23 protein-coding genes are annotated in these 26871 nt (G+C 51.6%); 16 read left to right on the forward strand and 7 right to left on the reverse strand.

The genetic code is table 11. The features are described 5' to 3' along the window. Positions 1-209 precede the first annotated feature (209 nt). The 9 genes from HV352_RS00635 (at position 210) to HV352_RS00675 (ending at position 10342) form a co-directional block, all read left to right on the forward strand. Positions 210-572 (forward strand): DUF3302 domain-containing protein, encoded by a 363-nt coding sequence (locus HV352_RS00635; protein WP_016154955.1) that lies wholly within the window; start codon positions 210-212, stop codon positions 570-572. A gap of 2 nt (positions 573-574) precedes the next feature. Beyond that, positions 575-1711 (forward strand): HlyD family secretion protein, encoded by a 1137-nt coding sequence (locus HV352_RS00640; RefSeq protein ID WP_016157740.1) that lies wholly within the window; start codon positions 575-577, stop codon positions 1709-1711. A gap of 70 nt (positions 1712-1781) precedes the next feature. Continuing rightward, positions 1782-2390 (forward strand): glutathione S-transferase, encoded by a 609-nt coding sequence (locus HV352_RS00645; protein ID WP_016157739.1) that lies wholly within the window; start codon positions 1782-1784, stop codon positions 2388-2390. Between the two features lie 98 nt (positions 2391-2488). After that, entirely contained in the window at positions 2489-3880 is a 1392-nt protein-coding gene (gene selA, locus HV352_RS00650) for an L-seryl-tRNA(Sec) selenium transferase (protein ID WP_181635127.1), read from the forward strand. Then, complete coding sequence (gene selB, locus HV352_RS00655; RefSeq protein WP_181635128.1) at positions 3877-5721, forward strand: selenocysteine-specific translation elongation factor; 1845 nt, start codon at positions 3877-3879, stop codon at positions 5719-5721. The genes selA and selB overlap by 4 nt, the downstream gene beginning before the upstream one ends. A 188-nt stretch (positions 5722-5909) precedes the next feature. Next, a complete protein-coding gene (gene yiaY / locus HV352_RS00660; protein ID WP_046275792.1) occupies positions 5910-7061 on the forward strand; it encodes an L-threonine dehydrogenase in 1152 nt (383 codons plus the stop codon). 92 nt (positions 7062-7153) lie between these two features. Beyond that, on the forward strand, positions 7154-8692 hold the full coding sequence (aldB, locus tag HV352_RS00665; protein ID WP_019078065.1) for an aldehyde dehydrogenase AldB: 1539 nt from the start codon (positions 7154-7156) through the stop codon (positions 8690-8692). A gap of 184 nt (positions 8693-8876) precedes the next feature. Continuing rightward, positions 8877-9200, forward strand: coding sequence for a DUF3302 domain-containing protein (locus tag HV352_RS00670; RefSeq protein WP_003024200.1), 324 nt, complete (start codon positions 8877-8879; stop codon positions 9198-9200). Between the two features lie 5 nt (positions 9201-9205). After that, positions 9206-10342 (forward strand): HlyD family secretion protein, encoded by a 1137-nt coding sequence (locus HV352_RS00675; RefSeq protein ID WP_016154946.1) that lies wholly within the window; start codon positions 9206-9208, stop codon positions 10340-10342. A gap of 47 nt (positions 10343-10389) precedes the next feature. On the opposite strand, the gene HV352_RS00680 is transcribed toward HV352_RS00675, so the two are convergent. After that, entirely contained in the window at positions 10390-11343 is a 954-nt protein-coding gene (locus HV352_RS00680; protein ID WP_049042793.1) for a LysR family transcriptional regulator, read from the reverse strand. A gap of 121 nt (positions 11344-11464) precedes the next feature. Here HV352_RS00680 and HV352_RS00685 point away from each other — a divergent pair, with 121 nt between their 5' ends. Together HV352_RS00685 and HV352_RS00690 are read left to right on the forward strand one after the other, a co-directional pair. Beyond that, entirely contained in the window at positions 11465-12205 is a 741-nt protein-coding gene (locus tag HV352_RS00685; RefSeq protein ID WP_016154944.1) for a MipA/OmpV family protein, read from the forward strand. A gap of 237 nt (positions 12206-12442) precedes the next feature. Beyond that, on the forward strand, positions 12443-12916 hold the full coding sequence (locus tag HV352_RS00690; protein WP_016157734.1) for a 4Fe-4S dicluster domain-containing protein: 474 nt from the start codon (positions 12443-12445) through the stop codon (positions 12914-12916). A 36-nt stretch (positions 12917-12952) separates the two neighbouring features. On the opposite strand, the gene avtA is transcribed toward HV352_RS00690, so the two are convergent. Both avtA and malS read right to left on the reverse strand, forming a co-directional pair. Continuing rightward, on the reverse strand, positions 12953-14245 hold the full coding sequence (avtA, locus tag HV352_RS00695) for a valine--pyruvate transaminase (protein ID WP_223952450.1): 1293 nt from the start codon (positions 14243-14245) through the stop codon (positions 12953-12955). A gap of 134 nt (positions 14246-14379) precedes the next feature. Continuing rightward, complete coding sequence (gene malS / locus HV352_RS00700; RefSeq protein ID WP_049042773.1) at positions 14380-16410, reverse strand: alpha-amylase; 2031 nt, start codon at positions 16408-16410, stop codon at positions 14380-14382. 316 nt (positions 16411-16726) lie between these two features. Between malS and HV352_RS00705 the strand changes: the two genes are divergently transcribed. Further along, positions 16727-17551, forward strand: a complete 825-nt coding sequence (locus tag HV352_RS00705) for a protein bax (RefSeq protein ID WP_181635129.1) — start codon at positions 16727-16729, stop codon at positions 17549-17551. Positions 17552-17593: 42 nt separating this feature from the next. Here HV352_RS00705 and xylR read toward each other — a convergent pair whose 3' ends face one another. The 4 genes from xylR to xylF form a co-directional block, all read right to left on the reverse strand. Beyond that, positions 17594-18772, reverse strand: a complete 1179-nt coding sequence (gene xylR / locus HV352_RS00710; protein WP_049271774.1) for a D-xylose utilization transcriptional activator XylR — start codon at positions 18770-18772, stop codon at positions 17594-17596. An 80-nt stretch (positions 18773-18852) separates the two neighbouring features. Continuing rightward, positions 18853-20034, reverse strand: coding sequence for a xylose ABC transporter permease XylH (gene xylH, locus HV352_RS00715; RefSeq protein ID WP_016154928.1), 1182 nt, complete (start codon positions 20032-20034; stop codon positions 18853-18855). Then, on the reverse strand, positions 20012-21553 hold the full coding sequence (locus HV352_RS00720; protein WP_046275786.1) for a xylose ABC transporter ATP-binding protein: 1542 nt from the start codon (positions 21551-21553) through the stop codon (positions 20012-20014). Before HV352_RS00720 ends, xylH begins: the two co-directional genes overlap by 23 nt. Positions 21554-21662: 109 nt before the next feature. Continuing rightward, complete coding sequence (gene xylF / locus HV352_RS00725; protein WP_016154926.1) at positions 21663-22655, reverse strand: D-xylose ABC transporter substrate-binding protein; 993 nt, start codon at positions 22653-22655, stop codon at positions 21663-21665. A 365-nt stretch (positions 22656-23020) separates the two neighbouring features. Here xylF and xylA point away from each other — a divergent pair, with 365 nt between their 5' ends. From xylA to yiaA, 4 genes are all read left to right on the forward strand, one after another. Beyond that, complete coding sequence (xylA, locus tag HV352_RS00730; RefSeq protein ID WP_016154925.1) at positions 23021-24343, forward strand: xylose isomerase; 1323 nt, start codon at positions 23021-23023, stop codon at positions 24341-24343. Between the two features lie 71 nt (positions 24344-24414). Then, complete coding sequence (gene xylB / locus HV352_RS00735) at positions 24415-25869, forward strand: xylulokinase (protein ID WP_181635130.1); 1455 nt, start codon at positions 24415-24417, stop codon at positions 25867-25869. Between the two features lie 166 nt (positions 25870-26035). After that, entirely contained in the window at positions 26036-26404 is a 369-nt protein-coding gene (gene yiaB / locus HV352_RS00740; RefSeq protein WP_103283330.1) for an inner membrane protein YiaB, read from the forward strand. Further along, positions 26405-26842, forward strand: a complete 438-nt coding sequence (yiaA, locus tag HV352_RS00745) for an inner membrane protein YiaA (protein WP_142418069.1) — start codon at positions 26405-26407, stop codon at positions 26840-26842. Positions 26843-26871: the final 29 nt, after the last annotated feature.

Here is a 26871-nt window from a genome sequence, read left to right on the forward strand (position 1 = left end):
ATTTGTCTGGATTTCTCCTGGTGTGATCTGGAGCGGATTCTGTTTCATCACCTATTTCTTGCAACTACCCCGCAAGCCATCAACCTGAAAATTTATACCCTGGTGGTATGGCGGAAATGGCTAACTGCAATTATGTTCAAATTACCAGCCATGACTCCTTTCGGCTGCCTGCAATTGAAAGCTCTGATTAGCGTGAATACGAGGCGGGTATGTTTCTAAACTATTTCGCGTTAGGTGTGCTGATCTTCGTTTTTCTGGTTCTGTTTTACGGAATCATCGCCATCCATGATATTCCCTATAACATGGCTAAGAAGCGCAACCATCCCCATGCCGATGCCATCCATACGGCGGGTTGGGTGAGCTTATTTACGCTGCATGTTATTTGGCCCTTCCTGTGGATCTGGGCCACGCTCTATCAGCCAGAACGAGGCTGGGGAATGCAGTCACACATCACGCCGTCCGGGAAGGAACCTGACCCTGAAATTGCCGCGCTGGCCGCGCGCATCACCCAGTTGGAAAATAGACTGGATGGGGAGAAAAAAAACGATAACTCCACCTTTCCGGAGATTTGATCATGGACTTGTTGATTGTCCTGACCTATGTGGCATTCGCCTGGGCCATTTTTAAAATATTCCGTATTCCGGTAAATCAATGGACGCTTGCTACCGCCGCATTAGGTGGGGTGTTTATTGTGGCGGGACTCATTTTATTAATGAACTATAACCACCCGTATACCTTTACGGCGCAAAAGGCGGTTATTTCAATTCCTGTTACCCCACAGGTCACCGGAATTGTTAGTGAGGTGACAGATAAAAATAATCAGCTGATTAAAAAAGGCGAGGTGTTATTTAAACTCGATCCCGTTCGTTATCAGGCGCGGGTCGACAGGCTGCAGGCCGACCTGGTGACCGCTACGCACAACATCGACAATATGAAAGCGCAGCTGTCTGAAGCCGTAGCCAATACCACCCGCGTTTCCGCTGAACGAGATCGCCTGTATAAAGATTATCAACGCTATTTGAAGGGCAGCCAGGCGAAGGTTAATCCATTCTCTGAAAGCGACATCGACAACGCCCGGCAAAACTACCTGGCGCAGGATGCGCTGGTCAAAGGCTCTGTTGCTGAACAGACGCAGATTCAGAGCCAGTTAGACAGTATGGTCAATGGAGAGCAATCTCAGGTTGCGTCTCTGCGCGCCCAACTCGCTGAAGCCAAATACAATCTTGAACAGACTATCGTACGTGCGCCCAGCAACGGTTATGTAACACAGGTGCTTATCCGGCCCGGGACCTATGCCGCCGCGCTGCCTCTACGCCCGGTGATGGTATTTATTCCGGAACAAAAACGGCAAATCGTGGCGCAATTCCGCCAGAATTCGTTGCTGCGCCTTAAACCGGGTGATGAAGCGGAAGTGGTCTTCAACGCGCTGCCAGGCCAGGTATTCTCCGGCAAGCTCACCAGCATTCTGCCGGTTGTTCCGGGCGGTTCTTATCAGGCGCAGGGAGCATTACAGTCCTTAACGGTGGTGCCGGGTACCGATGGCGTGCTGGCCACGATTGAGCTGGCTCCCAATGCCGATGTGGATGCGCTGCCGGACGGTATCTATGCCCAGGTGGCGGTCTATTCCGACCATTTCGCTCACGTTTCAGTGATGCGAAAAGTGCTGCTGCGCATGACCAGTTGGATGCATTACCTTTATTTGGATCATTGAGACCGTCATCACCTGCCATTTGCACTGACCTGAGCCATACTGATATTTTTGTTGGCAAAAAGGACCCGGCATGAAACTCATTGGCAGCTATACCAGCCCTTTTGTGCGTAAAATTTCTATTCTGTTACTGGAAAAGGGCATCACTTTCGAATTTGTGAATGAACTCCCCTATAACGCAGATAGCGGCGTGGCACGCTATAACCCGTTAGGAAAAGTGCCCGCGTTGGTTACCGATGAGGGCGAGTACTGGTTTGACTCTCCGATCATCGCGGAATACATAGAACTGCTGGATATTGCGCCAGCGATGCTGCCGCGTGAACCACTGGCGGCGCTGAAGGTACGCCAGTTGGAAGCGCTGGCCGATGGCATTATGGATGCCGGTTTAGTCTCGGTACGCGAACAGGCTCGCCCCGCCGCGCAGCAGTCAGAAACCGAACTGTTACGCCAGCGAGAAAAGATTACCCGTAGTCTGGATATGCTGGAAGGTTATCTGGCGGAGGGTACGCTGAAAACGGATACGGTTAACCTGGCAACCATTGCGATTGCCTGTGCCGTCGGTTATCTCAATTTCCGTCGGGTTGCGCCCGGCTGGTGTGTTGATCGCCCGCGTCTGGTCAAACTGGTGGAAACGCTCTTTCAACGCGAAAGTTTTGCCCGTACGGAACCGCCAAAGGCTTGATACACATTATACTCGCCTGAGCAAAGTCACGGTACAATCCTTCCTATATCGATATCCCTCTCCACGGTGGAGAGGGCCACCAACAGCCAGGCCCTTTCATGACAACCGACATGCGTTCACTCTACAGCCAGCTTCCTGCGATCGATCGTTTATTGCGCGATAGCGCCTTCCCAGCTTTACGTGAGTCTCACGGTCATACCCGGGTGGTTGACCTGCTGCGTCACATGCTCGACGAAGCCAGAGAAGCTATTCGCGACACGCATGCGCTCCCGGCATGGTGTGAGGACTGGGCGCAAGAGGCCTGCGCCCGACTGGAACGAGAATCGCAAAGTGCGCTGCGTCCGGTAATTAACCTGACCGGAACGGTGCTGCATACCAATCTTGGGCGCGCATCGCAGGCCGAAGAAGCGATCGAGGCGGTGGTGCAGGCGATGCGCACGCCGGTGACGCTGGAATACAGCCTGGATGATGCCGGGCGTGGGCATCGGGATCGGGCCCTGGCGGATTTACTCTGCCGTCTGACGGGGGCGGAAGACGCCTGTATCGTCAATAACAATGCGGCAGCGGTTTTGCTGATGCTGGCGGCCACAGCTAACGGCAAAGAGGTGGTCGTTTCACGCGGAGAACTGGTAGAAATTGGCGGCGCATTTCGTATTCCGGACGTGATGTGTCAGGCCGGATGTATTCTGCGCGAAGTGGGTACCACCAACCGGACCCACACGAAAGATTATCGTCAGGCGGTAAATGAAAACACCGGTCTGCTGATGAAAGTGCATACCAGTAATTACAGCATCGAAGGCTTTACGAAGTCGGTGGATGAGGCAGAGCTGGCCACTATTGGCAAGGAGCTGGATGTTCCGGTAGTGGCGGATCTCGGCAGCGGCTCGCTGGTTGATCTCAGCCAGTATGGATTACCGCAGGAGCCGATGCCGCAACAGCTGATTGCCGCTGGCGTTAGCCTGGTGAGCTTCTCTGGCGATAAATTACTGGGAGGGCCGCAGGCAGGGATTATTGTCGGTAAAAAAGAGATGATCGCGCGCTTACAGAGCCATCCGCTGAAACGTGCATTACGGGCTGATAAAATGACGCTGGCTGCGCTGGAAGCGACGCTGCGGCTCTATCTGCACCCGGAAGCGCTGGCAGCGAAGTTGCCGACGTTACGCCAGCTCACCCGCTCGCAGGAGGCTGTCCACGCGCAGGCACAACAATTACAGTCACGGCTTGCTGATCATTACGGCGACGAATTCGCCCTGAACGTTATGCCTTGTTTATCGCAGATAGGCAGCGGTTCGCTACCTGTTGATAGGCTGCCCAGCGCGGCATTAACCTTTACGCCACATGACGGGCGCGGTAGCCGCCTCGAAGCACTGGCCGCCCGTTGGCGTGCGCTGCCCGTGCCGATCATTGGGCGAATTTATGATGGTCGCTTATGGCTGGATCTGCGCTGCCTTGAGGACGAGACCCGGTTTATGGAGATGATGCTGAAATGATTATTGCAACCGCCGGACACGTTGACCACGGAAAAACAACGTTATTACAGGCGATTACCGGCGTGAATGCCGACCGTTTGCCGGAAGAAAAAAAGCGCGGCATGACCATCGATCTCGGTTATGCCTACTGGCCGCAGCCGGACGGAAGGATTCTGGGATTTATCGATGTACCCGGACACGAAAAGTTTTTGTCCAACATGCTGGCGGGTGTCGGCGGGATCGACCATGCGCTGCTGGTGGTGGCGTGTGATGACGGCGTGATGGCGCAAACGCGTGAGCATTTGCAAATTCTGCAACTGACGGGCAACCCGCAGATCACCGTGGCGCTCACGAAAGCCGATCGCGTGGATGACGATCGCATCAACGCGGTACGTACTGAGGTGCATACTGCGCTTGAAAACTATGGATTCGCCGATGCGGTTCTGTTCGTGACGGCTGCCAGTGAAGGTCGTGGAATCGAAGAACTGCGCGATCATTTACAGCAATTAACGTCGCGCGAGCATGCCCGCGATTGCAGCTTTCGCCTGGCGATTGACCGTGCCTTTACGGTCAAAGGCGCGGGTCTGGTGGTGACCGGGACGGCGCTTAGCGGTGAAGTGACTGTTGGTGACACGCTGTGGCTCACGGGCGTCAACAAACCGATGCGCGTACGTAGCTTGCATGCGCAAAATCAGGCCACCGATCGCGCGCAGGCGGGGCAACGTATTGCGCTGAATATTGCTGGTGATGCACAAAAAGAAGAGCTTAACCGCGGCGACTGGCTGCTCTCCGATGCACCGCCAGAGGCGTTTACCCGCGTGATTGTCTCTTTGGAGCATGCCGCGCCGCTGATGCAGTGGCAACCGCTGCATATTCACCACGCGGCCAGCCACGTCACCGGGAGAATCTCCCTGCTTGAAGGGACGCTGGCGGAACTGGTGTTTGATACACCGCTCTGGCTCGCCGATAACGACCGTCTGGTGCTACGCGATATTTCGGCCCGCACGACGCTGGCTGCCGCGCGCGTGGTAACGCTCAATCCGCCGCGTCGCGGGAAGCGTAAGCCGGAATATTTGCAGTGGCTGGCAGCACTGGAGAAGGTGCAGAGTGACGGCGAAGCTCTGACGCTGCATCTGACGCGCGGGGCGGTGAATATTCCTGACTTCGCCTGGGCGCGTCAGCTCAACGGCAACGGTATGCGTCCGTTGATTGAGCTGCATGGCTTTATTCAGGCGGGATACAGTCTGTTGAATGCTGCCGTTGCAGCGCGCTGGCAGCGGAAAGTCCTTGATACGCTGGCAACGTACCACGAGCAGCACCGTGATGAACCAGGACCTGGGCGAGAACGCCTGCGCCGTATGGCTTTGCCGATGGAAGATGAAGCGCTGGTCCTGCTGCTGATTGAAAAGATGCGTGAGAGCGGCGCCATCCATAGCCATCATGGCTGGCTGCATTTGCCGGATCATAAGGCCGGTTTCAGCGAAGAGCAGCAGGCTATCTGGCAAAAAGCAGAACCGCTTTTTGGCGATGAGCCGTGGTGGGTGCGCGATTTGGCAAAACAGACGGGCACAGATGAGCAGATGATGCGTGTGGCGTTACGACAAGCAGCGCAGCAAGGCATCATCACCGCGATCGTCAAAGATCGCTATTACCGTAACGATCGTATTGTGGCCTTTGCCAATATGATCCGCGAACTGGATCAGGAGAAAGGATCGACCTGTGCTGCCGATTTCCGCGACAGGCTTAACGTTGGACGCAAATTGGCTATCCAGATTCTGGAATATTTTGACCGCATTGGTTTTACGCGTCGCCGGGGAAATGATCATTTATTACGTGATGCTTTGTTGTTTCCCGAAAAGTAATGAAACAATTAATTCAGGAATTAAATGAATTAATACAAAATAAATATTGATTGAAATAAGCACATTAGATTATGAACCTAATGTGCTTTTTAATTGTGGGTGTTATTAAAATAACAACCACGATCATATTTTGTTGGATATTTCACTCGTATGCTTCCTGACTCTTTAGAGTAATTAAGGATCGTACAATGGCTGCTTCAACATTTTTTATTCCTTCCGTGAATGTAATCGGCGCTGATTCATTAAAAGACGCAATGAATACAATGGCGGAATATGGTTTTCGTCGTACGCTGATTGTCACGGATGCCATGCTGACAAAATTAGGTATGGCTGGCGAGATTCAAAAAGCATTACAGGAACGTGATATTTTCAGCGTAATTTTCGACGGTACGCATCCTAATCCCACGACCAGTAACGTCGCTGCTGGCCTGCATATACTGAAAGAAAACGAATGTGATAGCGTTATTTCCCTCGGCGGCGGTTCTCCGCACGATTGTGCGAAGGGCATTGCGCTGGTGGCGGCTAACGGCGGCGATATTCGCGATTACGAAGGTGTGGACCGTTCTGCAAAACCACAACTGCCGATGATCGCCATTAACACCACCGCGGGCACGGCATCTGAAATGACCCGTTTCTGCATCATTACCGATGAAGTACGCCACATTAAAATGGCGATTGTGGATAAGCACGTTACGCCGCTGCTGTCCGTTAATGACTCCTCGCTGATGGTCGGCATGCCGAAGTCCCTGACAGCGGCAACCGGTATGGATGCGCTGACCCACGCCATTGAAGCCTACGTGTCTATTGCTGCAACGCCGATTACCGATGCGTGCGCGTTGAAAGCGGTCACCATGATTGCGGAAAACCTGCCGGTCGCCGTTGCAGATGGCAGCAATGCTCAGGCGCGCGAAGCCATGGCTTACGCGCAGTTCCTCGCGGGCATGGCCTTTAACAACGCTTCTCTTGGTTATGTGCACGCAATGGCGCACCAGTTGGGTGGCTTCTACGATCTGCCGCACGGTGTATGTAACGCAGTGCTGCTGCCGCATGTGCAGGTTTTCAATAGCAAAGTGGCTGCCGCTCGCCTACGTGATTGCGCTGCGGCAATGGGCGTGGACGTTGCTGGCTTGAGCGCAGAGCAAGGGGCGGAAGCCTGCATCGCGGCGATTCGCGAACTGGCGCAGAAAGTGAATATCCCGGCCGGTCTGCGTGAGTTGAACGTGAAGGAAGAGGATATTGCCGTACTGGCGACCAATGCCCTGAAAGATGCCTGCGGTTTCACTAACCCGATTCAGGCGACTCATGAAGAAATCATGGCGATTTATCGCGCTGCTATGTAATTCGTGATACCTGTCGTAAAGCAGTAAATGGCTGGCGAATAATTCGCCAGCCCCGTCTACCCTTGTAGTACCCCTACAGCAAGGAGACGGTCATGACCAATAACCCCCCTTCAACGCGTATTTATCCCGGCGAGTATGGTTACCCTCTGAAGTTAAAAGCCCGATACGATAACTTTATCGGCGGTGACTGGGTTGCCCCGGTGGACGGCGAGTATTACCAAAACCTGACGCCGGTAACCGGGCAATTACTGTGCGAAGTGGCCTCTTCCGGCAAAAAGGATATCGATCTGGCACTGGATGCCGCGCACAAAGTAAAAGACAAGTGGGCACAGACATCCGTGCAGGACAGGGCGGCGATACTGTTCAAAATCGCCGATCGTATGGAGCAAAACCTGGAACTGCTGGCGACGGCAGAAACCTGGGATAACGGTAAGCCCATCCGCGAAACCAGCGCGGCAGATGTTCCGCTGGCGATTGACCATTTCCGCTATTTCGCTTCCTGTATTCGTGCGCAGGAAGGGGGTATAAGCGAGGTTGATAGCGAGACCGTGGCTTATCACTTCCATGAACCTCTTGGCGTGGTAGGGCAAATTATCCCGTGGAACTTCCCGCTGCTGATGGCCAGCTGGAAGATGGCACCCGCGCTGGCGGCGGGTAACTGCGTCGTGCTTAAACCCGCGCGCCTCACGCCGCTGTCCGTGCTGTTACTGATGGAAGTCATCGGCGATCTGCTCCCGCCAGGCGTGGTGAACGTGGTAAACGGTGCGGGTGGGGAAATCGGTGAGTATCTGGCGACGTCTAAGCGCATTGCGAAAGTGGCGTTTACCGGCTCAACGGAAGTTGGGCAGCAGATCATGCAATACGCCACGCAGAACATTATTCCCGTCACGCTGGAGCTGGGTGGGAAATCACCCAATATCTTCTTCGCTGATGTGATGGATGAAGAGGATGCGTTTTTTGACAAAGCGCTGGAAGGTTTCGCGCTGTTTGCCTTCAATCAGGGTGAAGTGTGTACCTGTCCGAGCCGTGCGTTAGTACAGGAATCTATTTACGAACGTTTTATGGAAAGAGCTATTCGCCGGGTGGAGAGTATTCGCAGCGGCAACCCGTTAGACAGCGTGACGCAAATGGGTGCGCAGGTCTCGCATGGTCAACTGGAAACCATTTTGAATTACATCGATATTGGTAAGAAAGAAGGGGCTGATGTTCTCACCGGCGGGCGGCGCAAGCAACTGGATGGCGACTTAAAAGAAGGTTATTACCTCGAACCAACCATTCTGTTTGGCAAGAACAACATGCGGGTTTTCCAGGAAGAGATCTTCGGGCCCGTGCTGGCCGTCACGACCTTTAAAACCATGGAAGAGGCGCTGGAAATCGCCAATGACACCCAATATGGGCTTGGCGCTGGTGTCTGGAGCCGTAACGGAAATCTGGCGTACAAGATGGGCCGTGGGATTCAGGCGGGGCGTGTTTGGACCAACTGTTACCATGCTTACCCGGCTCATGCGGCATTCGGTGGCTATAAGCAGTCGGGTATCGGGCGCGAGACGCATAAGATGATGCTCGAGCATTATCAGCAAACCAAATGTCTGCTGGTGAGCTACTCGGATAAACCGCTGGGACTATTTTAATTTCTCATCACTTATTGCCCGGTTTTGCGCCGGGCATATCTTTATTCTGCAGTTATATATAAACCCATATATCGTTATATAAATAAGACGATTGCATCTAATCTGGTCATTCCACTACTATTATCAACTCTATTGTGTAAATCAAATTGCAGCCGAATTTATAATTTAAATCCCTGAGGCAAATATGTTCCTTAATTATTTTGCATTAGGAGTGCTTATTTTTGTATTCCTGGTCATTTTTTACGGGATTATTATTCTGCATGATATTCCCTATCTCATTGCAAAGAAACGTAACCATCCTCATGCTGACGCAATACATGTCGCGGGCTGGGTGAGTTTGTTTACCTTACATGTTATTTGGCCCTTTTTATGGATCTGGGCAACGCTTTATCGCCCGGAACGCGGGTGGGGCATGCAAAGCGCGGATTCTTCCCTGATCCAGTTGCAGGCCAGGGTTGCCGATCTGGAAAAGAAACTGGGTGAGGCGAAGACCTCTCCGGCGGAGTAATATCGATGGATTTATTGATCGTTCTGACCTATGTGGCGTGCGCATGGTCAATATTTAAGATTTTTAAAATTCCTGCCAATAAATGGACAGTACCCACTGCAGCATTGGGCGGTATATTCATTGTTTGCGGGCTTATATTACTGATGAATTATAACCATCCGTATACATTTAAGGCGCAAAAGGCAGTAATTTCTATTCCCGTAGTACCGCAGGTCACGGGGGTCGTGACGGAAGTGACGGATAAGAAGAATACGCTGATCAAAAAAGGTGAGGTACTGTTTAAACTTAATCCGGGACGTTATCAGGCACGAGTTGATCGCCTGAAAGCTGATATTGTCACTGCACAACATAAAGAGCAGGTGCTGGTGGCGCAGTTAGACGAAATGCAAGCCAACACGCAGCGGGCAAAGGCTACCCGTGACAAGCTAGCTAAAGATTACCAGCGTTATGCGCAGGGGAGTCAGGCGAAGGTCAATCCTTTTTCTGAACGCGATATCGATGCGGCGCGGCAAAATTATCTGGCGCAGGAAGCAGCGGTGAAATCCTCCGTTGCGGAACAACAGCAAATCCAGAGTCAGTTAGACAGCCTGGTGCAGGGTGAGAATTCGCAAATTGCCAGCCTGAAAGCGCAGTTAGCCGAAGCGGAGTTCAACCTGGACCAGACAGTGGTTCGCGCGCCCAGTGATGGTTACGTTACGCAGGTGCTGATGCGACCGGGAACCTATGCCGCCGCGCTGCCTATGCGTCCGGTGATGGTGTTTATCCCGGATCAAAAACGGCAAATTATCGCCCAGTTCCGGCAAAACTCGTTGCTGCGATTGGAGCCAGGCGATGAAGCTGAAGTGGTGTTTAACGCCCTGCCGGGTAAGGTTTTCAGCGGCAAACTGGCTGCCATCAGTCCGGCCGTACCGGGCGGGACATACCAGTCGAATGGGGCGTTGCAATCCTTAAATTCTACGCCCGGATCGGAAGGAGTGATCGCCACGATTGAGCTGAATGATAATGTGGATGTGAACGCTCTGCCTGATGGGATTTATGCGCAGGTCGCGGTTTATTCTGATCACTTCACCCATGTGTCAGTGATGCGTAAGGTTCTGCTGCGTATGACCAGTTGGGTGCATTATCTGTATCTCGATCACTAGGCGCAGGCTATTTTGCTTACCATTTTGAACCTGGTACCCTAATTCGCTTACTCAGGCTGCTGTTCCAGCGCCTGAGTAAGTTGCTGGCGGAGCTCTGCCAACATCTCATCAAGAATAAACTGTACCCGCCATGGCTGATATTCACGTTTGCGGAAAATCACCACCAAATCCAGCCACCATTCATGTTGTTCCGAGAAACATGGAACCAGCGACCCGGATTCAATATCTTTTTGGATACTCGCATTTGGCGCAAAAACAATGCCCAGATGGTTACGTGCCAGCGCCAGTGCAGACTGCGTATTGTCGCAGACATAATTTCCGGTCACCCGATAATCGTGCATCTCCTTGCCTCCGGCAGAAGTGAAACGCCAGATATTAGCCTCATCTATCATCATGGAATCAATCAGGATACAGGAATGTTCTTCCAGTTCATCAGGGCTACTAATAGGATGTGCTTTGAGATACTCAGGGCTGGCAAAAGCCGTCACTGCATATTTAGTAATGAAACTGGCAACCAGAGATTCATCTTTAGGATGCGCATAGGTAATTAAAATATCACAATCTTCAGGGAAGTCGACACCTTCAAAAAATGCCTTTCGTTCCAGGTTACATGTTTTAAGTGAGAGGCTAATTCCACCGATATCCTGAATTTTTGCGATCACATGTTGCGATAAATAAGCAATTATGCCCGTCGGAGCATATACGGTTACCCGGCCACGTTTTTCGTGCTTATAATCAGCAATGAAATTATTGAGCTGATCGTTTCTGTCCAACATGTCATTGATGTAAGGAAGCAGCGCTGTACCAAACGGTGTGAGGGTGAGCTGTCGGGTGGTGCGATCAAATACCTTTAGTCCAACTTTTGATTCAAAATCAGCAAGGTACTTACTAACGTTGGCTTGCGCGATGCCGAGAACCGTAGCGGCATGACTGATGTTTTCACTGGCAGCAATTACTGAAATAATCTTCAGTTCCCGGTGTTTGAGTTGTAATTTGTTCATCGCCAAACCCAATATATATAATTTTGTATATATTACTATATAAATATGAATCTTGCACCGATGAAATTGTAAGCATTATTATGCACGCGTTTTGTATCTTATTTTAAAATGGAATGTGGGCATGTTAATTAAACGCAATATTGTGGCGCTATTCGCCTTTTCATTTATGGCGAGCGCAACTGCCGCAGAATTTTCTATTGGCGGCGGCGCTGTATATAACGAATCTCCTTATCGTGGATATAATGATAACGTTCACGCAGTACCGCTTGTCAGTTATGAAAGTGAATCATTTTATTTTAGGCAAACAACGTTAGGTTATATTCTTTCAAAAAATGAAAGTAATGAATTTAGCATTACTGCCTCGTATATGCCGCTTGAGTTTGATCCGGGTGATAACGACGATCAAGCGATGAAGCAACTGAACAAGCGTGACGCAACCGCGATGGCGGGTGCTGCATGGTATCACCATGAGAAATGGGGCAGCGTGAAAGTCTCCGCAGCAGCGGATGTGCTGGACAACAGCAACGGTTGGGTTGGGGAAATGTCTCTGTTTCGCCAAATGCCGATGGGCAAGCTGACGCTGACGCCGGCGATTGGCGTGCTCTACTATGACGAAAACTTCAACGAATATTACTACGGCATCTCTGGCAATGAATCCCGCCGTAGTGGGTTATCAAGTTACTCCCCTGGCGATAGCTGGACACCGTATGTTGGCCTGTCCGCTAAATACGCATTGACCAGCAATCTGACGCTGCTGGCCAGCGCCAACTATAGTGCGCTGCCAGATGATATTAAAAATAGCCCGATGGTTGACCGTGATGACAGCTTTACCTTTATGTCCGGTCTGACCTGGCGTTTCTGATTCTCACCCGTTTGTCCTCAGGGAGGAGGGCAATCTTTTCAATGCGGTAGACCGGATTAGACCCGAAGCATCGTCATCCGGCTCATTTCCAATGAACTGGGTTTTACCGTTCGCGATTAGGCGGATCGCCATAGTTGTTCAAGCACCTGACAATATTTAACCGTTTCCCCTGTCCGATCAAGGCGTCAGGGGCAACCTCTCTGGCACTCTGTGGTTTTCACGCAGACGGAGGGAGCAATGAACGAGTTTATTATGGCGGATGCGGCAAAATGTATTGGGTGTCGTACCTGCGAAGTTGCTTGCGTCGTCGCGCACCAGCAAAACCAGGACTGCGCGTCGGTCTCTTCCACTGCGTTTACCCCGCGCATCCGCGTGATCAAAGACGACGCCTTTACGACGGCAGTCGCCTGCCATCAATGCGAGGACGCTCCCTGTGCAAATGTCTGCCCGACGCACGCAATTCGTCGTGAACATGGGCATATCTTCGTTGAACAGGCGCGTTGTATTGGATGTAAAAGTTGTATGCTGGCCTGCCCGTTTGGGGCAATGAATGTCGTCGCCCGCTCGTCGCGGGTACAGGCGATAAAGTGCGATTTATGCTGGCACCGTGATGCGGGGCCGGCGTGTGTCGAAGCCTGCCCGACCAGCGCGTTGCAGTGTATAGATGCCGTCAGTATTCAGCGCCAGCGTCTGTGTTCACTTCCACAGTAATGTGAGTCCCGACCTGTAGTTAGGTCGGGACTTGCGTTAGCCTTCCTGCCAGGCGCGTTCGATCTCTTCAGCCAGAATCTTCACTCCAGCTTCTATTTTCTCCGGTTCTGGCACGTAGTTCATCCGCATACACTGATGCGTATGCGGCCAGGGTTTATCCAGACCCGGGAAGAAGTAGTCACCGGGAACCATCAGCACGCCGCGCGCTTTCAGACGCTGATACAACAGTTCGGTGCTGATAGGCAAATCTTTGAACCATAACCACAGGAAAATCGCGCCCTCCGGTTTATGAATAAGGCACCGATCTTCAGATAAATAGCGGCGAATGATCGCAATCGTCTCCTGAACGCGCTGATAATAAAACGGCTTTATCACCGTCTCGGACAGGCGCAGAAGGTCGTTGCGCTTAATCATTTCGCACATGATTGCCGGACCCATTCCGCCAGGCGCGAGACTGATAATGCCGTTCATGTTGGTGATGGCGGTGATGATTTTTTCATTCGCGATAATGATGCCGCAGCGGGAGCCTGGCAGACCCAGCTTGGAAAGGCTCATGCACAGCACAATGTTGGGGTTCCACAGCGGGCGCGCTTCGCTAAAGATGATGCCGGGGAACGGTACGCCATAGGCGTTATCAATCACCAGCGGGATCCCATGCTGGTTGGCCAGCCGGTCCAGCTTCATCAGCTCTTCATCGGTGATCACGTTGCCTGTCGGGTTTGTCGGACGTGACACGCAGATCATGCCCGTCTCTTCACCGATGTGCAGGTGTTCAAAATCAACGTGATACTTAAACTGACCTTCTGGTAACAGTTCGATGTTTGGGCGCGCGGAGACAAAGAGATCCTCTTCCAGCCCGGAATCGGCATAGCCAATGTATTCCGGAGCTAACGGGAACAACACTTTTTGCGTTGTTCCGTCGGCGCGGCGTCCGGCGAACAGATTGAATAAGTAGAAAAATGCGCTCTGACTGCCATTTGTCAGTGCAATATTTTGTGGCTCGATATCCCAACCCTGCTTCTCACGTAGCAGTTTCGCCAGCTCAGTCAGCAGCTCGGTTTTACCTTGTGGACCATCGTAATTGCAAAGCGCATCAGTGGCTTTGCCGTTTTCCAGCATATCTGCCAGCAGAGACTGAAAGTAATTTTGCATCTCTGGAATTTGCGCCGGATTGCCGCCACCGAGCATGATGGCGCCTGGGGTGCGTAAACCGTCGTTAAGGTCCTCCATCAGGCGTGTGATGCCTGAATGGCGGGTAAATTTGTCGCCAAAAAGTGAGAATGTCATAGCAGGTGGTCTGTCGAACTGAGTAATAAAGTGGCTAACCATAGCGCTACCCATGGCAGGGTGCAAATCAGGGGTAGCAGGCCGGATTGAGATTTTGTGCTACTGATTTTTATTTGGCTGGTTTTTAATGTTGAGTAAGGCTTCCCGCTGCGTGCACAGCGAGAAGCCTGCCGGGATCAGGGCTGACCGGCCCACACCACCATCACCTTATCGTCGCCATGCTCACGAATAAATCCGTATCCCTGCGTCAGCGGCAGCGTGATTTGTTTACCGGCGCCAATGGCGGGATGTCTGGCCCTGAACTGACTGATTCGCTGCCAGTGGGCGACGCTGGCGGCAGATTTCCCGGTCACATCCTGCCAGTTCATCTCTGAGCGCGTACCCTGTAATGGGTCTGAGCCGGTTGGGCCAAAGGGGCGGGCCGACTCGTCGCCATAAAAGAGTTGAACCGCGCCAGGTGCCAGCAGCAATAGCTCGGCGCCGTTGTCTCCACCTTCGCGGAACAGACGTGTATCGTGCGAGGAGAGATAGCTCAGGACGTTGAAGTTCTGCAATTTATCCGCCATCTGCTGCCAGGTGGGGTCCATATTTGCCAGACAATCGACGGCCTTTGCCGCCTGCTCCTGGTAGTCGAAATTGATCATCGCATCGAAGCCGTGACGGTAATAGTCGCTTTGCATCACACCGTGACCCCAGGCCTCGCCAGTCATCCAGAAGGGGTTATCATCCAGCGCTTTTTCCGGATTGGCTTTCTTCCATTCGACCAGCGCCGCGCTGGCTTGTGTTTTTAGCTGCTGCCAGGCGGGAAGCTCGACGTGTTTAGCGGTGTCGACCCGAAAGCCGTCAATCCCATAATCACGCACCCACTGACTGAGCCAGTGCGTCAGATAATCCCGGGGCGTGTAACCGGCGATGGCTTTGGCGTGCGTATCCGGCTTGTGCTGATAAAAGTTTGGCAGCCCGGAAGGCGTGGTGGATTCGGTTTTCAGATCGGGCAGGAAAGCCAGCGACATCGTCAGGTCGTCAAAGCCAGGATTGTCGTAATCGCCAATATCGGTGCGGATCCAGTTTTTTCCCCACCATTTTTCCCAACCAGCTTTATCGCTAAAGTTGATGTAATCATTGAAACTGTGCCAGCTTTGCCCGGCGGATGGCTGCCAGTCCGTCCAGCGTTCCCCGAGCGTTTTTTTCAACTCATCGCCCGATAGGTACAGTGCCCCAAAATGATACTCCTGCATATCCGCCAGCGTGGCGTAGCCGGTATGGTTCATCACCACATCAAACAAGACACGGATGCCGCGCTGGTGTGCGCCATCAACCAGCGCACGCAGGTCCGCTTCGTTTCCCATATTGGCGTCAAGCGTGGTCCAGTCTTGGGTGTAGTAGCCGTGGTAAGCGTAGTGGGGGAAGTCCCCTTTGGCGCCACCGCCGACCCAGCCGTGGATTTGCTCAAACGGCGCGCTGATCCACAGGGCGTTGACGCCTAACTGTTGCAGGTAGTCGAGTTTGCTGGCGAGCCCGCGCAAATCGCCACCGTGGAACGTGCCAATTTCCTGCATGCCGTCGTTGCGACGCCCATAGCTGTGGTCGTTACTCGGATCGCCATTCACAAAGCGGTCCGTCAGGACGAAATACACCGTGGCGTTATGCCAGTCGAAAGCTGCGGGGGCATCGGTTTCCGCCCGTTCCAGTAGCAACAGCCCGTTACTGGTTGCGGCGGGCTGTAGGGTAATCGACCCGTTTTTTACCGTTGCCGTTTGCTGGCTGTAGAAATCACGCACCACGGCACCTTCCGGGAAGGTCTGGCTCACGTCCAGCGTTAATGGTGAACCGTCCCATTTCGGGCATTGGCGAATCTGGGTGGTGACGGTGTCCTTAGCACTTTTTACCAACAGCATCAGCGTTGGCGTACCGGAGCGGGTATCGATTTCCAGTATGTAATCGCCGTCTTTGAATAAACGCCACTGTGGCGGCGTGCCTTCACAAGGTTTTAGCGACAGCATCTGGTTGAGTTTTATCGCATCAGCAGGCTGCCAGCACTGTTGGTCAAAATTCAGGGTTAAAGGACGGGTACCCTTCGTCAACGCTGCATGGCTGACGAATTTACCCGTACCTTCCGCTTCGAAGGTGGGAAGTCCTTGAGACGTCCATGATGAGGCGATGGCAATGCCGGGCATTAGCGCCAGCGCAACGGCGGCAAGTTTCATAGTGCTGTCCTTGATGCTGCGATTTTCGCCAGTTTGCCAGCGAAATCAGGCCGGAAACTCCTCCTTTGAGTTGATTCCGCCAGGAGGAGAAGTGAGGGTGAGCGATCGCGCGCAAAAAATGAACTGATTTTGCGATAACCTCCACATTTTCTTCGAATTAATGGCACCCAGAACCGTTAATACGTGACATAGTTTCAGAATTGGACTATTCCTGTGGGTGCTCTTGACGGCTATTTTTGATATGATTTGAGATTCATCTCTCATTTTTGTGAAAAATATAAGGTGTTGGAATGTATAAATCCGACCAGGAGACCTAATGATATTGACTCCCATTCGACGATATGGGGCAATGATTCTTATGTTACTCACCGTTGCATTTTCGGGTGAGGTGCTGGCAAAGACACACACGGCGACAACGAGTCACAACCCCCAGATAACCAAGGCAAGTAATAAACAGGTTAGCAGTAAACAAGAGTATTCTCGCAATAGTGCAAAGAGTAGTTCACTTCCTGATTTGCGAAAATACCCTTCCGGAACACCAAGGAAAAAAGCGTTTCTCCGGACGGTTATGCCTTATATTACCAGTCAAAATGCTGCCATTACGGCGGACCGTAACTGGCTGATTTCAAAACAGTACCAGAACCGCTGGTCACCGACTGAGCGTACGCGTATGAAAGACATCGCGAAGCGCTACAAGGTGAACTGGTCTGGTAACACGCGTAAAATTCCGTGGAATACGCTGCTTGAGCGTGTAGACATTATCCCGACCAGTATGGTGGCAACCATGGCTGCGGCAGAAAGCGGCTGGGGTACGTCGAAGCTGGCGCGTAGCAACAACAACCTGTTTGGCATGAAATGCGGCAAGGGTCGTTGTAACAATGCACCGGGTAAGGTGAAAGGCTACTCACAATTTGAATCAGTGAAAGAGTCGGTGAATGCTTACGTCATTAATTTGAATACGCATCCGGCCTACTCTTCCTTCCGTAAGTCACGTGCGCAGTTGCGTAAAGCCGATCAGGAAGTCACCGCCACCGCGATGATCCATAAACTTAAGGGTTATTCCACTAAGGGACAGAGTTATAACAACTATCTGTTTGCAATGTATCAGGACAACCAGCGTTTAATCGCCGCGCATATGTAATTTCGAGTGCCGGATGGCGACTTCGCCCTCCGGCTATCATCCTTATAGCAACACTTCACTGTTCACATCGCGATACTCTTTTGGCGTCGTGTCGTACTCTTTCTTGAATACCGAATAGAAATACTGCAGAGATGGGTAGCCGCACATCTGTGAAATTTCGTTGATTGAAAGCGTGGTAGAAATCAACAGGCTGCGCGCCTTTTCCAGCTTTTCGGCATGAATCACGGCGTGAATGGTCTCTCCGACCTCTTCTTTAAAGCGCTTCTCCAGATTCGAACGTGAAATCCCTACTGAGTCCAACACTTGATCAACCTTGATACCTTTGCAGGCATGGTTGCGAATGTAATGCATCGCCTGAATAACGGCAGGATCGGTAAGTGAACGATAATCTGTAGACTGACGCGCAACAACGCGTACAGGAGGAACCAGAATGCGCTGTAAGGGTATCTCATCGTGAGCCAGCAGGCGGTGGAGTAGTTTGGCTGCCTGATACCCCATTTGTCTGGCCCCCTGAGCGACGGAGGACAAGGCGACTCGTGACAGGTAACGGGTCAGCTCTTCGTTATCGATACCAATGACGCACAGTTTTTCCGGTACCGGAATATGCAGATGTTCACAGGCCTGCAGAACGTGCCGCGCACGTGCGTCGGTGACGGCGATAATCCCGGTTTGTGGAGGTAAGGTTTGCAGCCAGTCCGCCAGCCTATTTTGCGCGTGCTGCCAGTTCTCCGGCGCGGTTTCCAGCCCCTGATAGACGACGCCGCGGTACTTCTCTTTGGCAACCAACTGGCAAAACGCATATTCACGTTCTGCGGCCCAGCGTTTACCGCTTGAAGCCGGAAGACCATAAAATGCAAACCGGTTAATCCCTTTCTCTTTCAGATGCAGGAAGGCGCTTTCTACCAGCGCGTGGTTGTCGGTGGCAATGTAATGTACTGGTGGATAATCTTGCTGCAGATGGTAGGAACCCCCAACGCCAATGATCGGAACATCCACATCGACAAGTAATTGCGCAATATCATCATCGTCATAATCGGCAATAACGCCGTCGCCTAACCACTCTTTAATGTTATCAATGCGAGCACGAAAATCTTCTTCTATGAAGATATCCCACTCCGATTGCGACGCTTGCAGATACTCGCCAACCCCTTCAACCACCTGACGGTCGTAGGCTTTATTGGCATTAAATAACAACGTAATACGATGACGTTTATAAAACATGGTTCTTTTCCTGCTGAATCATGTAGATAAGACAATGCCGGTTGCATTAACCGGCATTGAGATACACCCACTTCTTAAATTCAGGAACGACGTTTGGTTGCTGAGTCCATCCATACCGCCAACAACAATATCGCCCCTTTCACTATGTATTGCCAGAAGGTGGGGACGTCCATCATACTCATTCCATTATCGAGAGAAGCCATAATGAATGCGCCCATGACGGCGCCGGCAACACTCCCGACCCCTCCCGCCAGGCTGGTTCCCCCGATGACACATGCGGCAATGGCATCCAGTTCTGCAATGTTCCCTGCGGAAGGGGAACCTGCGCCAAGCCGGGAGCTAAGAATGAGCCCGGCAATGGCGACCATCAAACCATTAATAGCGAAGACGGCAAGTTTGGTGCGTTCAACGTTGATACCTGAAAGGCGGGCGGCTTCCAGGTTCCCGCCAATGGCGTAAATTCTCCGACCGAATGCCGTGCGCGTGGCCATAAACATCCCACCGAGCAGCAGCAGCGTCAGCAGCAGGACGGGCGTTGGAACACCACGATAATCGTTTAATAGCCAGATTGCCCCTAAGACGACAATGGCTGTGAATGCCTGGCGACCCACAGCCGACGTTGATGCGGGAGTGGCAAGGCCTAACGCCTGGCGACGCATACGGCCTCGCCATTGCCAGCCAACAAACGCCATTAAGCCGAGAGCACCGATGACAAAGCCTGTGCCATCAGACAAGTAGCTCTGACCAATCTGAGACATTGCTGCGCTGGTGGGGGATACGGTGGTGCCGTTGGTGATGCCAATCAGAATACCGCGGAAAGCCAGCATTCCCGCAAGGGTGACGATAAACGACGGAACCTTGCGGTAAGCAACCCACCATCCATTCCATGCCCCGAGGAGCAATCCCAGAGTCAAGGTTACGATCACCGTCAGCGGTAAAGGCCAGCCTAGCCAAACATCACAGATCGCCGCTACGCCGCCCAACAATCCCATCATGGAACCGACAGAGAGATCGATTTCAGCGGAAATGATCACAAACACCATACCCACGGCAAGAATACCGGTAATCGCAGTCTGTCGAAGCAGGTTCGAGACATTACGTGCGCTCAGGTATGCGCCATCAGTGGTCCACGTGAAAAACAGCATAATCACGATAATCGCCGCAATCATGACGAAGACTTGCAAGTTAAGCGATTTTATTGCTGGGAAACCACCTGTGATAGAGGGAGAAAGTTTCGCTTCAGACGGATTGTTTTTCGACATGATGTTCGCTCCTTAATGCGGCTTCCATCACCTGCTCCTGAGTCAGGTTATGATTTACCAGGTTAGCTTTCAGTTTTCCTTCATGCATCACGAGGATGCGATCGCTTAGTCCGAGCACTTCAGGTAATTCAGAGGAGATGACAATCACGGCAATGCCTTCCTGGACGAGCTGGTTGATGAGTTTGTAGATTTCATATTTGGCGCCGATATCAATACCCCTGGTGGGTTCATCAAGAATGAGAATCCGGGGATTTAACAGGAGGCAACGCGCGAGAATCGCTTTTTGCTGATTCCCTCCGCTCAGACGCCCGATCGCAAGGTCGGGGGACGATGTTTTTACTTTGAGTTGTTGAAGCGATTCCAGAATGCATTTTTGTTCAGCGGCATCATCAAGATGGCTCATGCCCCCGGTAAATTTATCGAGTGCAGCCAGCGTGATATTTTTCCCCACAGCCATCACCGGAACAATGCCATCTTTTTTTCTGTCTTCAGGCACCATGGCGATGCCATGAGCAATAGCTTGCTGGCAGTTATGGATATGCACCTGAGTGCCTTCAATAAAAATCTTTCCCTCCCAACGACCAGACCAGACGCCAAACAGACACTGTACGGCTTCGGTACGTCCTGCACCGACGAGTCCGGCAATGCCGAGAATTTCGCCCTGCTTGAGTGAGAAAGAAATGTCGTTGACGCGTTTTATATGGCGATTGACGGGATGCCAGGCTGTCAGATTCTCAACCCGTAAAATCTCTTCTCCCGTGGTATGAGGCTCGCTGGGGTAAAGTGCGGTGAGCTCACGACCAACCATCATGGTGATAATATCGTCTTCAGTCATGTTGGTCGCATCGCGTGTGCCGATGTGTTTACCGTCGCGAATAACGCAAATGGTATTCGAGATGGCCTTAACTTCATTCAATTTGTGTGAAATATAAATGCAGGCGATATCATGCTGTTGCAGGTCACGTATAATATTCAGCAGTATTGCAGTTTCCTGCTCGGTGAGGGAGGCCGTTGGTTCATCCAGAATAAGTAAGCGGACCTGCTTATTCAGCGCTTTTGCAATTTCTACCAGCTGTTGTTGCCCTAATCCTAAATCGCCCACGCGCGTATCTGGCGAAATAGACAAACTGACCTGATCGAGTAATTTTTGACAGCGTAACGTCATCATCTCGTAATCAAGAACGCCGTTACGGGTCATTTCGTTACCGAGGAAAATATTTTCCAGTATTGTTAACTCTTTCACCAGGGCTAATTCCTGGTGGATGATCGCAATACCCTTACGTTCGGTATCACGAATATGGCTGGCACGGATGGCTTCGCCAGCAAAAATGATCTCGCCTTCGTAGGTTCCATGCGGGTAAATTCCGCACAGAACTTTCATTAGCGTCGATTTACCCGAACCATTTTCACCGCATAATGAAATGATTTCGCCAGCATTGATCCTAAGGCTAACGTTATCAACCGCCTTCACTACGCCGAATGTCTTGGTAATGTTTTTCATTTCAAGAAGATATGGCATAACTGCTCCACATAAGCCAATAAGAGAACCCTGCGTGGACATTCACGTTTATCCGTGGCGAATTTGACACCACGTTTTATTGCCCTCTGATTTGCAGAGGGCACATGGCTTACAGATCGCTTTTCTTGTGGAATCCGTCTTTAATGACGGTCTCGTTAATATTGTCTTTGTTAACATCAATAGGTGTGAGTAGTCGGGAAGGGACATCTTTCAGGCCATTATTCAGCGAAGTATCTGCTTTAGGCTGTTGATCATTTCCCAGTTCGACGGCGATTTCCGCAGCAGTATTTGCGAGCAATGTAATAGGTTTATAAACCGTCATGGTTTGAGTCCCGGCGACAATGCGCTTGATGCCTGCAAGGTCAGCATCTTGTCCGGAAATAGCGACTTTTCCTGATAATCCTTGCGCACTCAGCGCCTGAATCGCACCGCCAGCTGTGGCGTCATTTGAGGCAACTACTGCGTCAATTTTGTTATTGTTGGCGGTTAGCGCATTTTCCATAATCTTCAACGCATTCTCCGGTAACCAGCCGTCAACCCATTGATCGCCCACCACCTTAATTTTTCCGCTGTCGATATACGGTTTTAATACTTTCATTTGTCCAGCGCGGAACAGCTTCGCGTTGTTATCAACGGGTGAGCCACCCATCAGGAAATAATTCCCTTCGGGAACAATATTGACTAATGATTGAGCCTGTAATTCACCTACTTTTTCATTATCGAAAGAGATATAAAAATCGATGTCAGCATCATTGATCATGCGATCGTAAGCCAGCACCTTGATCCCTTCTTGTTTTGCTTCTTTGATAACATTGCTTAATACCTGGCCGTTGTAAGGGATTATCACAAGGACATCCACGCCCCGGTTTATCATGTTTTCAATCTGCGACATTTGGGTTTCTTCATTACCATTCGCCGATTGTACAAATACTTTCGCACCAAGCGATTCAGCTTTGTTGACGAAAATATCGCGATCTTTCTGCCAGCGTTCCAGGCGGAGATCATCAATCGCCATACCGATTTTTACTTCTTTGGCATGACCTGCGACACTGGTGAGTAAAAGGGATGTGCAAACAGCAAGTAAAATGTTCTTCATCTTCATAATCGTGATGCCTTTTGTAGGGGAGAAACAGCAGTAAAAGTAACAATCACAGCATAAGACGTAGCAGAGTTTTAACAGGTAACGGCGGGAAGGCAATTATAGATTTTTATCTTCCAATTACGTTTTTTGGTTTATTTCTTGATTTATGACCGGGATCGTATTTTAAATGATTCGTTACCTGGGTTGCATTTAAGTTTGATAAGTAACAATTTTTAAATTGTTCAGATTTTATTTTGAGAAGTAGCGCACACTTGTGAATTATCTCAATGGCAGTATGAAATAACATAATTGAGCAATAGGTGGGGAGTGCCCAATATTACGACATTATCCATCACCCGCCGCATTACCTGATTATGGAGTTCATTATGCCAGCCTATTTTGACCAGCTTGAGCGCGTTCGTTATGAAGGCACCAAATCAACTAATCCATTAGCATTTCGCCACTACAACTCTGATGAGTTAGTGTTAGGCAAGCGTATGGAAGATCACCTGCGGTTTGCTGCCTGCTACTGGCACACTTTCTGCTGGAATGGTGCAGATATGTTTGGTGTTGGTGCATTTAATCGCCCGTGGCAGCAGCCCGGTGAAGCGCTGGAATTAGCGAAGCGCAAGGCGGACGTAGCGTTCGAGTTTTTCCACAAGCTGAACGTGCCCTACTACTGCTTCCATGACGTGGATGTCTCGCCGGAAGGCGCGTCGCTGAAAGAGTACAAAAACAATTTTGCGCAGATGGTTGATGTACTGGCGGCAAAACAGGAGCAGAGCGGCGTGAAGCTGCTGTGGGGAACGGCAAACTGCTTCACCAACCCACGTTACGGCGCGGGCGCGGCCACGAACCCGGATCCGGAAGTGTTCAGCTGGGCCGCCACTCAGGTGGTTACGGCTATGGATGCCACGCATAAATTAGGCGGTGAAAACTACGTTCTGTGGGGCGGTCGTGAAGGCTATGAAACGCTGCTGAATACCGATCTGCGTCAGGAACGTGAGCAAATTGGTCGCTTCATGCAACTGGTCGTGGAACACAAACACAAAACCGGTTTCCAGGGCACTTTGCTTATCGAGCCGAAGCCGCAGGAACCGACCAAGCACCAGTACGATTACGATGCGGCGACCGTATACGGATTCCTCAAGCAGTTCGGTCTGGAAAAAGAGATCAAACTGAATATCGAAGCCAACCACGCCACGCTGGCGGGTCACTCGTTCCATCACGAAATCGCCACCGCTATCGCGCTGGGTCTGTTTGGCTCTGTCGATGCCAACCGTGGGGACGCGCAACTGGGCTGGGACACTGACCAATTCCCGAACAGCGTAGAAGAGAATGCGTTGGTGATGTACGAAATCCTGAAAGCCGGCGGCTTCACCACCGGTGGCCTGAACTTCGATGCCAAGGTCCGTCGTCAGAGTACCGATAAATACGATCTGTTCTATGGTCATATTGGTGCGATGGATACCATGGCGCTGTCGCTGAAAATTGCGGCGCGTATGATTGAAGACGGTGGTCTGGATCAGCGCGTGGCTAAACGTTATGCCGGTTGGAATGGTGAGCTGGGCCAGCAAATTCTGAAAGGGCAGATGACGCTGACGGAAATTGCGCAGTACGCTGAACAACACAACCTGGCGCCAGTGCACCAAAGCGGTCATCAGGAATTGCTGGAAAATCTGGTGAACCATTATTTGTTCGACAAATAACGGGTCTCTGAGAATGTCCGTAAGCCCGGTCAGCTCGCGCTACCGGGCCTTTCTTTAAGGAACGATGCCCTATGTATATCGGGATAGATCTTGGCACATCAGGCGTAAAGGCCATTCTGCTCAACGAGCAGGGCGATGTGGTCGCTTCGCAAACGGAGAAACTCACCGTCTCGCGCCCGCACCCGTTATGGTCAGAACAAGACCCAGAGCAGTGGTGGCTGGCAACGGATCGTGCTGTGAAAGCCCTGGGTCGGCAGCATTCACTTCGCGAGGTGAAAGCGTTGGGGATTGCCGGACAGATGCACGGCGCGACGCTACTGGATGAACAACAGAAGGTATTGCGCCCGGCTATCCTGTGGAACGATGGTCGCTGCGCCGAAGAGTGCGTCATGCTGGAGAGCCTGGTTCCGCAGTCTCGTGCCATCACCGGCAACCTGATGATGCCTGGCTTTACCGCGCCAAAGCTGCTGTGGGTACAGCGCCACGAACCGGAGATTTTTAGCCGGGTTGATAAAGTCCTGCTGCCGAAAGATTACCTGCGCCTGCGTATGACCGGCGATTTCGCCAGCGATATGTCTGATGCGGCTGGTACCCTGTGGCTGGATGTTGCGAAGCGTGACTGGAGTGATGTCATGCTGGAAGCCTGTAAGCTGACTCGTGCGCATATGCCTGCGCTCTATGAAGGCAGTGAGATTACCGGAACATTGTTGCCAGCAGTCGCCAGGGCCTGGGGAATGCAGGAGGTTGCGGTGGTCGCCGGAGGCGGGGATAACGCAGCGGGGGCGGTTGGCGTGGGCATGATGAATGCCGGTCAGGCGATGCTATCGCTGGGTACTTCCGGGGTCTATTTTGCGGTCAGCGACGGCTTTCTCAGCAAACCGGAAAGCGCGGTCCATAGCTTTTGCCATGCCTTGCCTGAACGATGGCACCTGATGTCCGTGATGCTAAGTGCGGCATCCTGCCTGGACTGGGCGGCAAAATTAACCGGACTGGCGAGCGTTCCTGCGTTGATTGCCACAGCGCAACAGGCGGATGAACACGCTGAGCCGGTCTGGTTTTTACCCTATCTGTCCGGTGAACGTACGCCGCACAACAACCCGCAGGCAAAGGGCGTATTTTTCGGTCTGACGCATCAGCATGGTCCGGCGGAGCTGGCACAGGCGGTGCTGGAAGGCGTTGGTTTTGCATTGGCTGAGGGTATGGATGTGGTACACGCCTGCGGCGTGCAGCCCTCCAGCATTACGCTGATTGGCGGCGGGGCGCGCAGCGAATACTGGCGTCAGATGCTGTCTGACATCAGCGGATTGCAGTTGGATTACCGTACCGGCGGCGATGTTGGTCCTGCTCTCGGTGCGGCGCGTCTGGCGCAAATTGCCATTAATCCGCAGCAGCCATTATCAGACCTTCTACCTCAGCTTACGCTGGAGCAGGCGCATTATCCTGATGCCGAGCGCCATGCCCTTTACCAACAGCGTCGGGAAACCTTCCGCCGAATCTATCAGCAATTACACCCGCTGATGTCCTGACCCTAAATCCCCTCTGGTAAACAGAGGGGATTTATCAAATATATATTTCAATCTAATTAATAATTAGCGCGCATGAATTTATTCTGAAAGTCCGGCGTAGTGACCTTTTCTGTGTTGTCTTTAGCGGGTTATTCATATTGTATCCATGATGGATAAGGAGGTCCCAATGAAGACGACAAGGCTGTTGCCATGGATATTATTCTTCTCTGGTGCATTTATTTACGTTATTGGCTTATGGCGGGCATGCCCGTTATTGAGTAGCAAAGGCTATTTTTTTGCCGTGCTGATGACGGGAATGTTTGTGACGTACGTTTATCAGCGTGCAGAAAATCTCAATCAGAACGATGAACACTTCGCCTCTGTATGTCAGATGGTGGCGCTCATCACGGTAGGGGTGCTGTTGGTGGGCGTATTGAATGTCCCATTATCACCCCTCGAAAAGGGGCTGTTCCCGCTGGCATTCATCGTATGTTTACTGGGGCAAGTTTTACTCATGCGTTCAGCAGAATATTTATCTAAAGGACCGGAACTCTAAATGGAAAACAGGACATCAACTTATTCACCGGCATTTAGTATTGTGTCATGGGTCGCGCTTCTCGGCGGCATTGTGGTTTATCTGCTGGGATTGTGGAATGCCGATATGCAGTTGAACGAAAAGGGGTATTACTTTGCTGTTTTGGTGCTTGGTTTGTTTTCTGCTGCGTCGTATCAAAAGACGGTACGGGATAAATATGAGGGGATCCCGACTACGCCGATTTACTACATAACCTGTCTTGCCGCGTTTATTATTGCGGTTGCATTGTTGGTTATCGGTTTGTGGAATGCCACGCTGCTGCTAAACGAGAAAGGGTTTTACGGCCTGGCCTTCTTTTTAAGCCTGTTTGGTACCGTTGCGGTGCAGAAAAATATCCGTGATAGTGACTTTGAGCATCCAAAAGAAACGCTGGCAGTCGCAGACGATTTTACGGAGTGATCGTATGCCCTCGATGGTTACCGATCGAG

It is taken from the genome of Citrobacter sp. RHBSTW-01044 (genome assembly GCF_013781945.1).
GTDB classification, from domain to species: Bacteria; Pseudomonadota; Gammaproteobacteria; order Enterobacterales; family Enterobacteriaceae; genus Citrobacter; species Citrobacter braakii.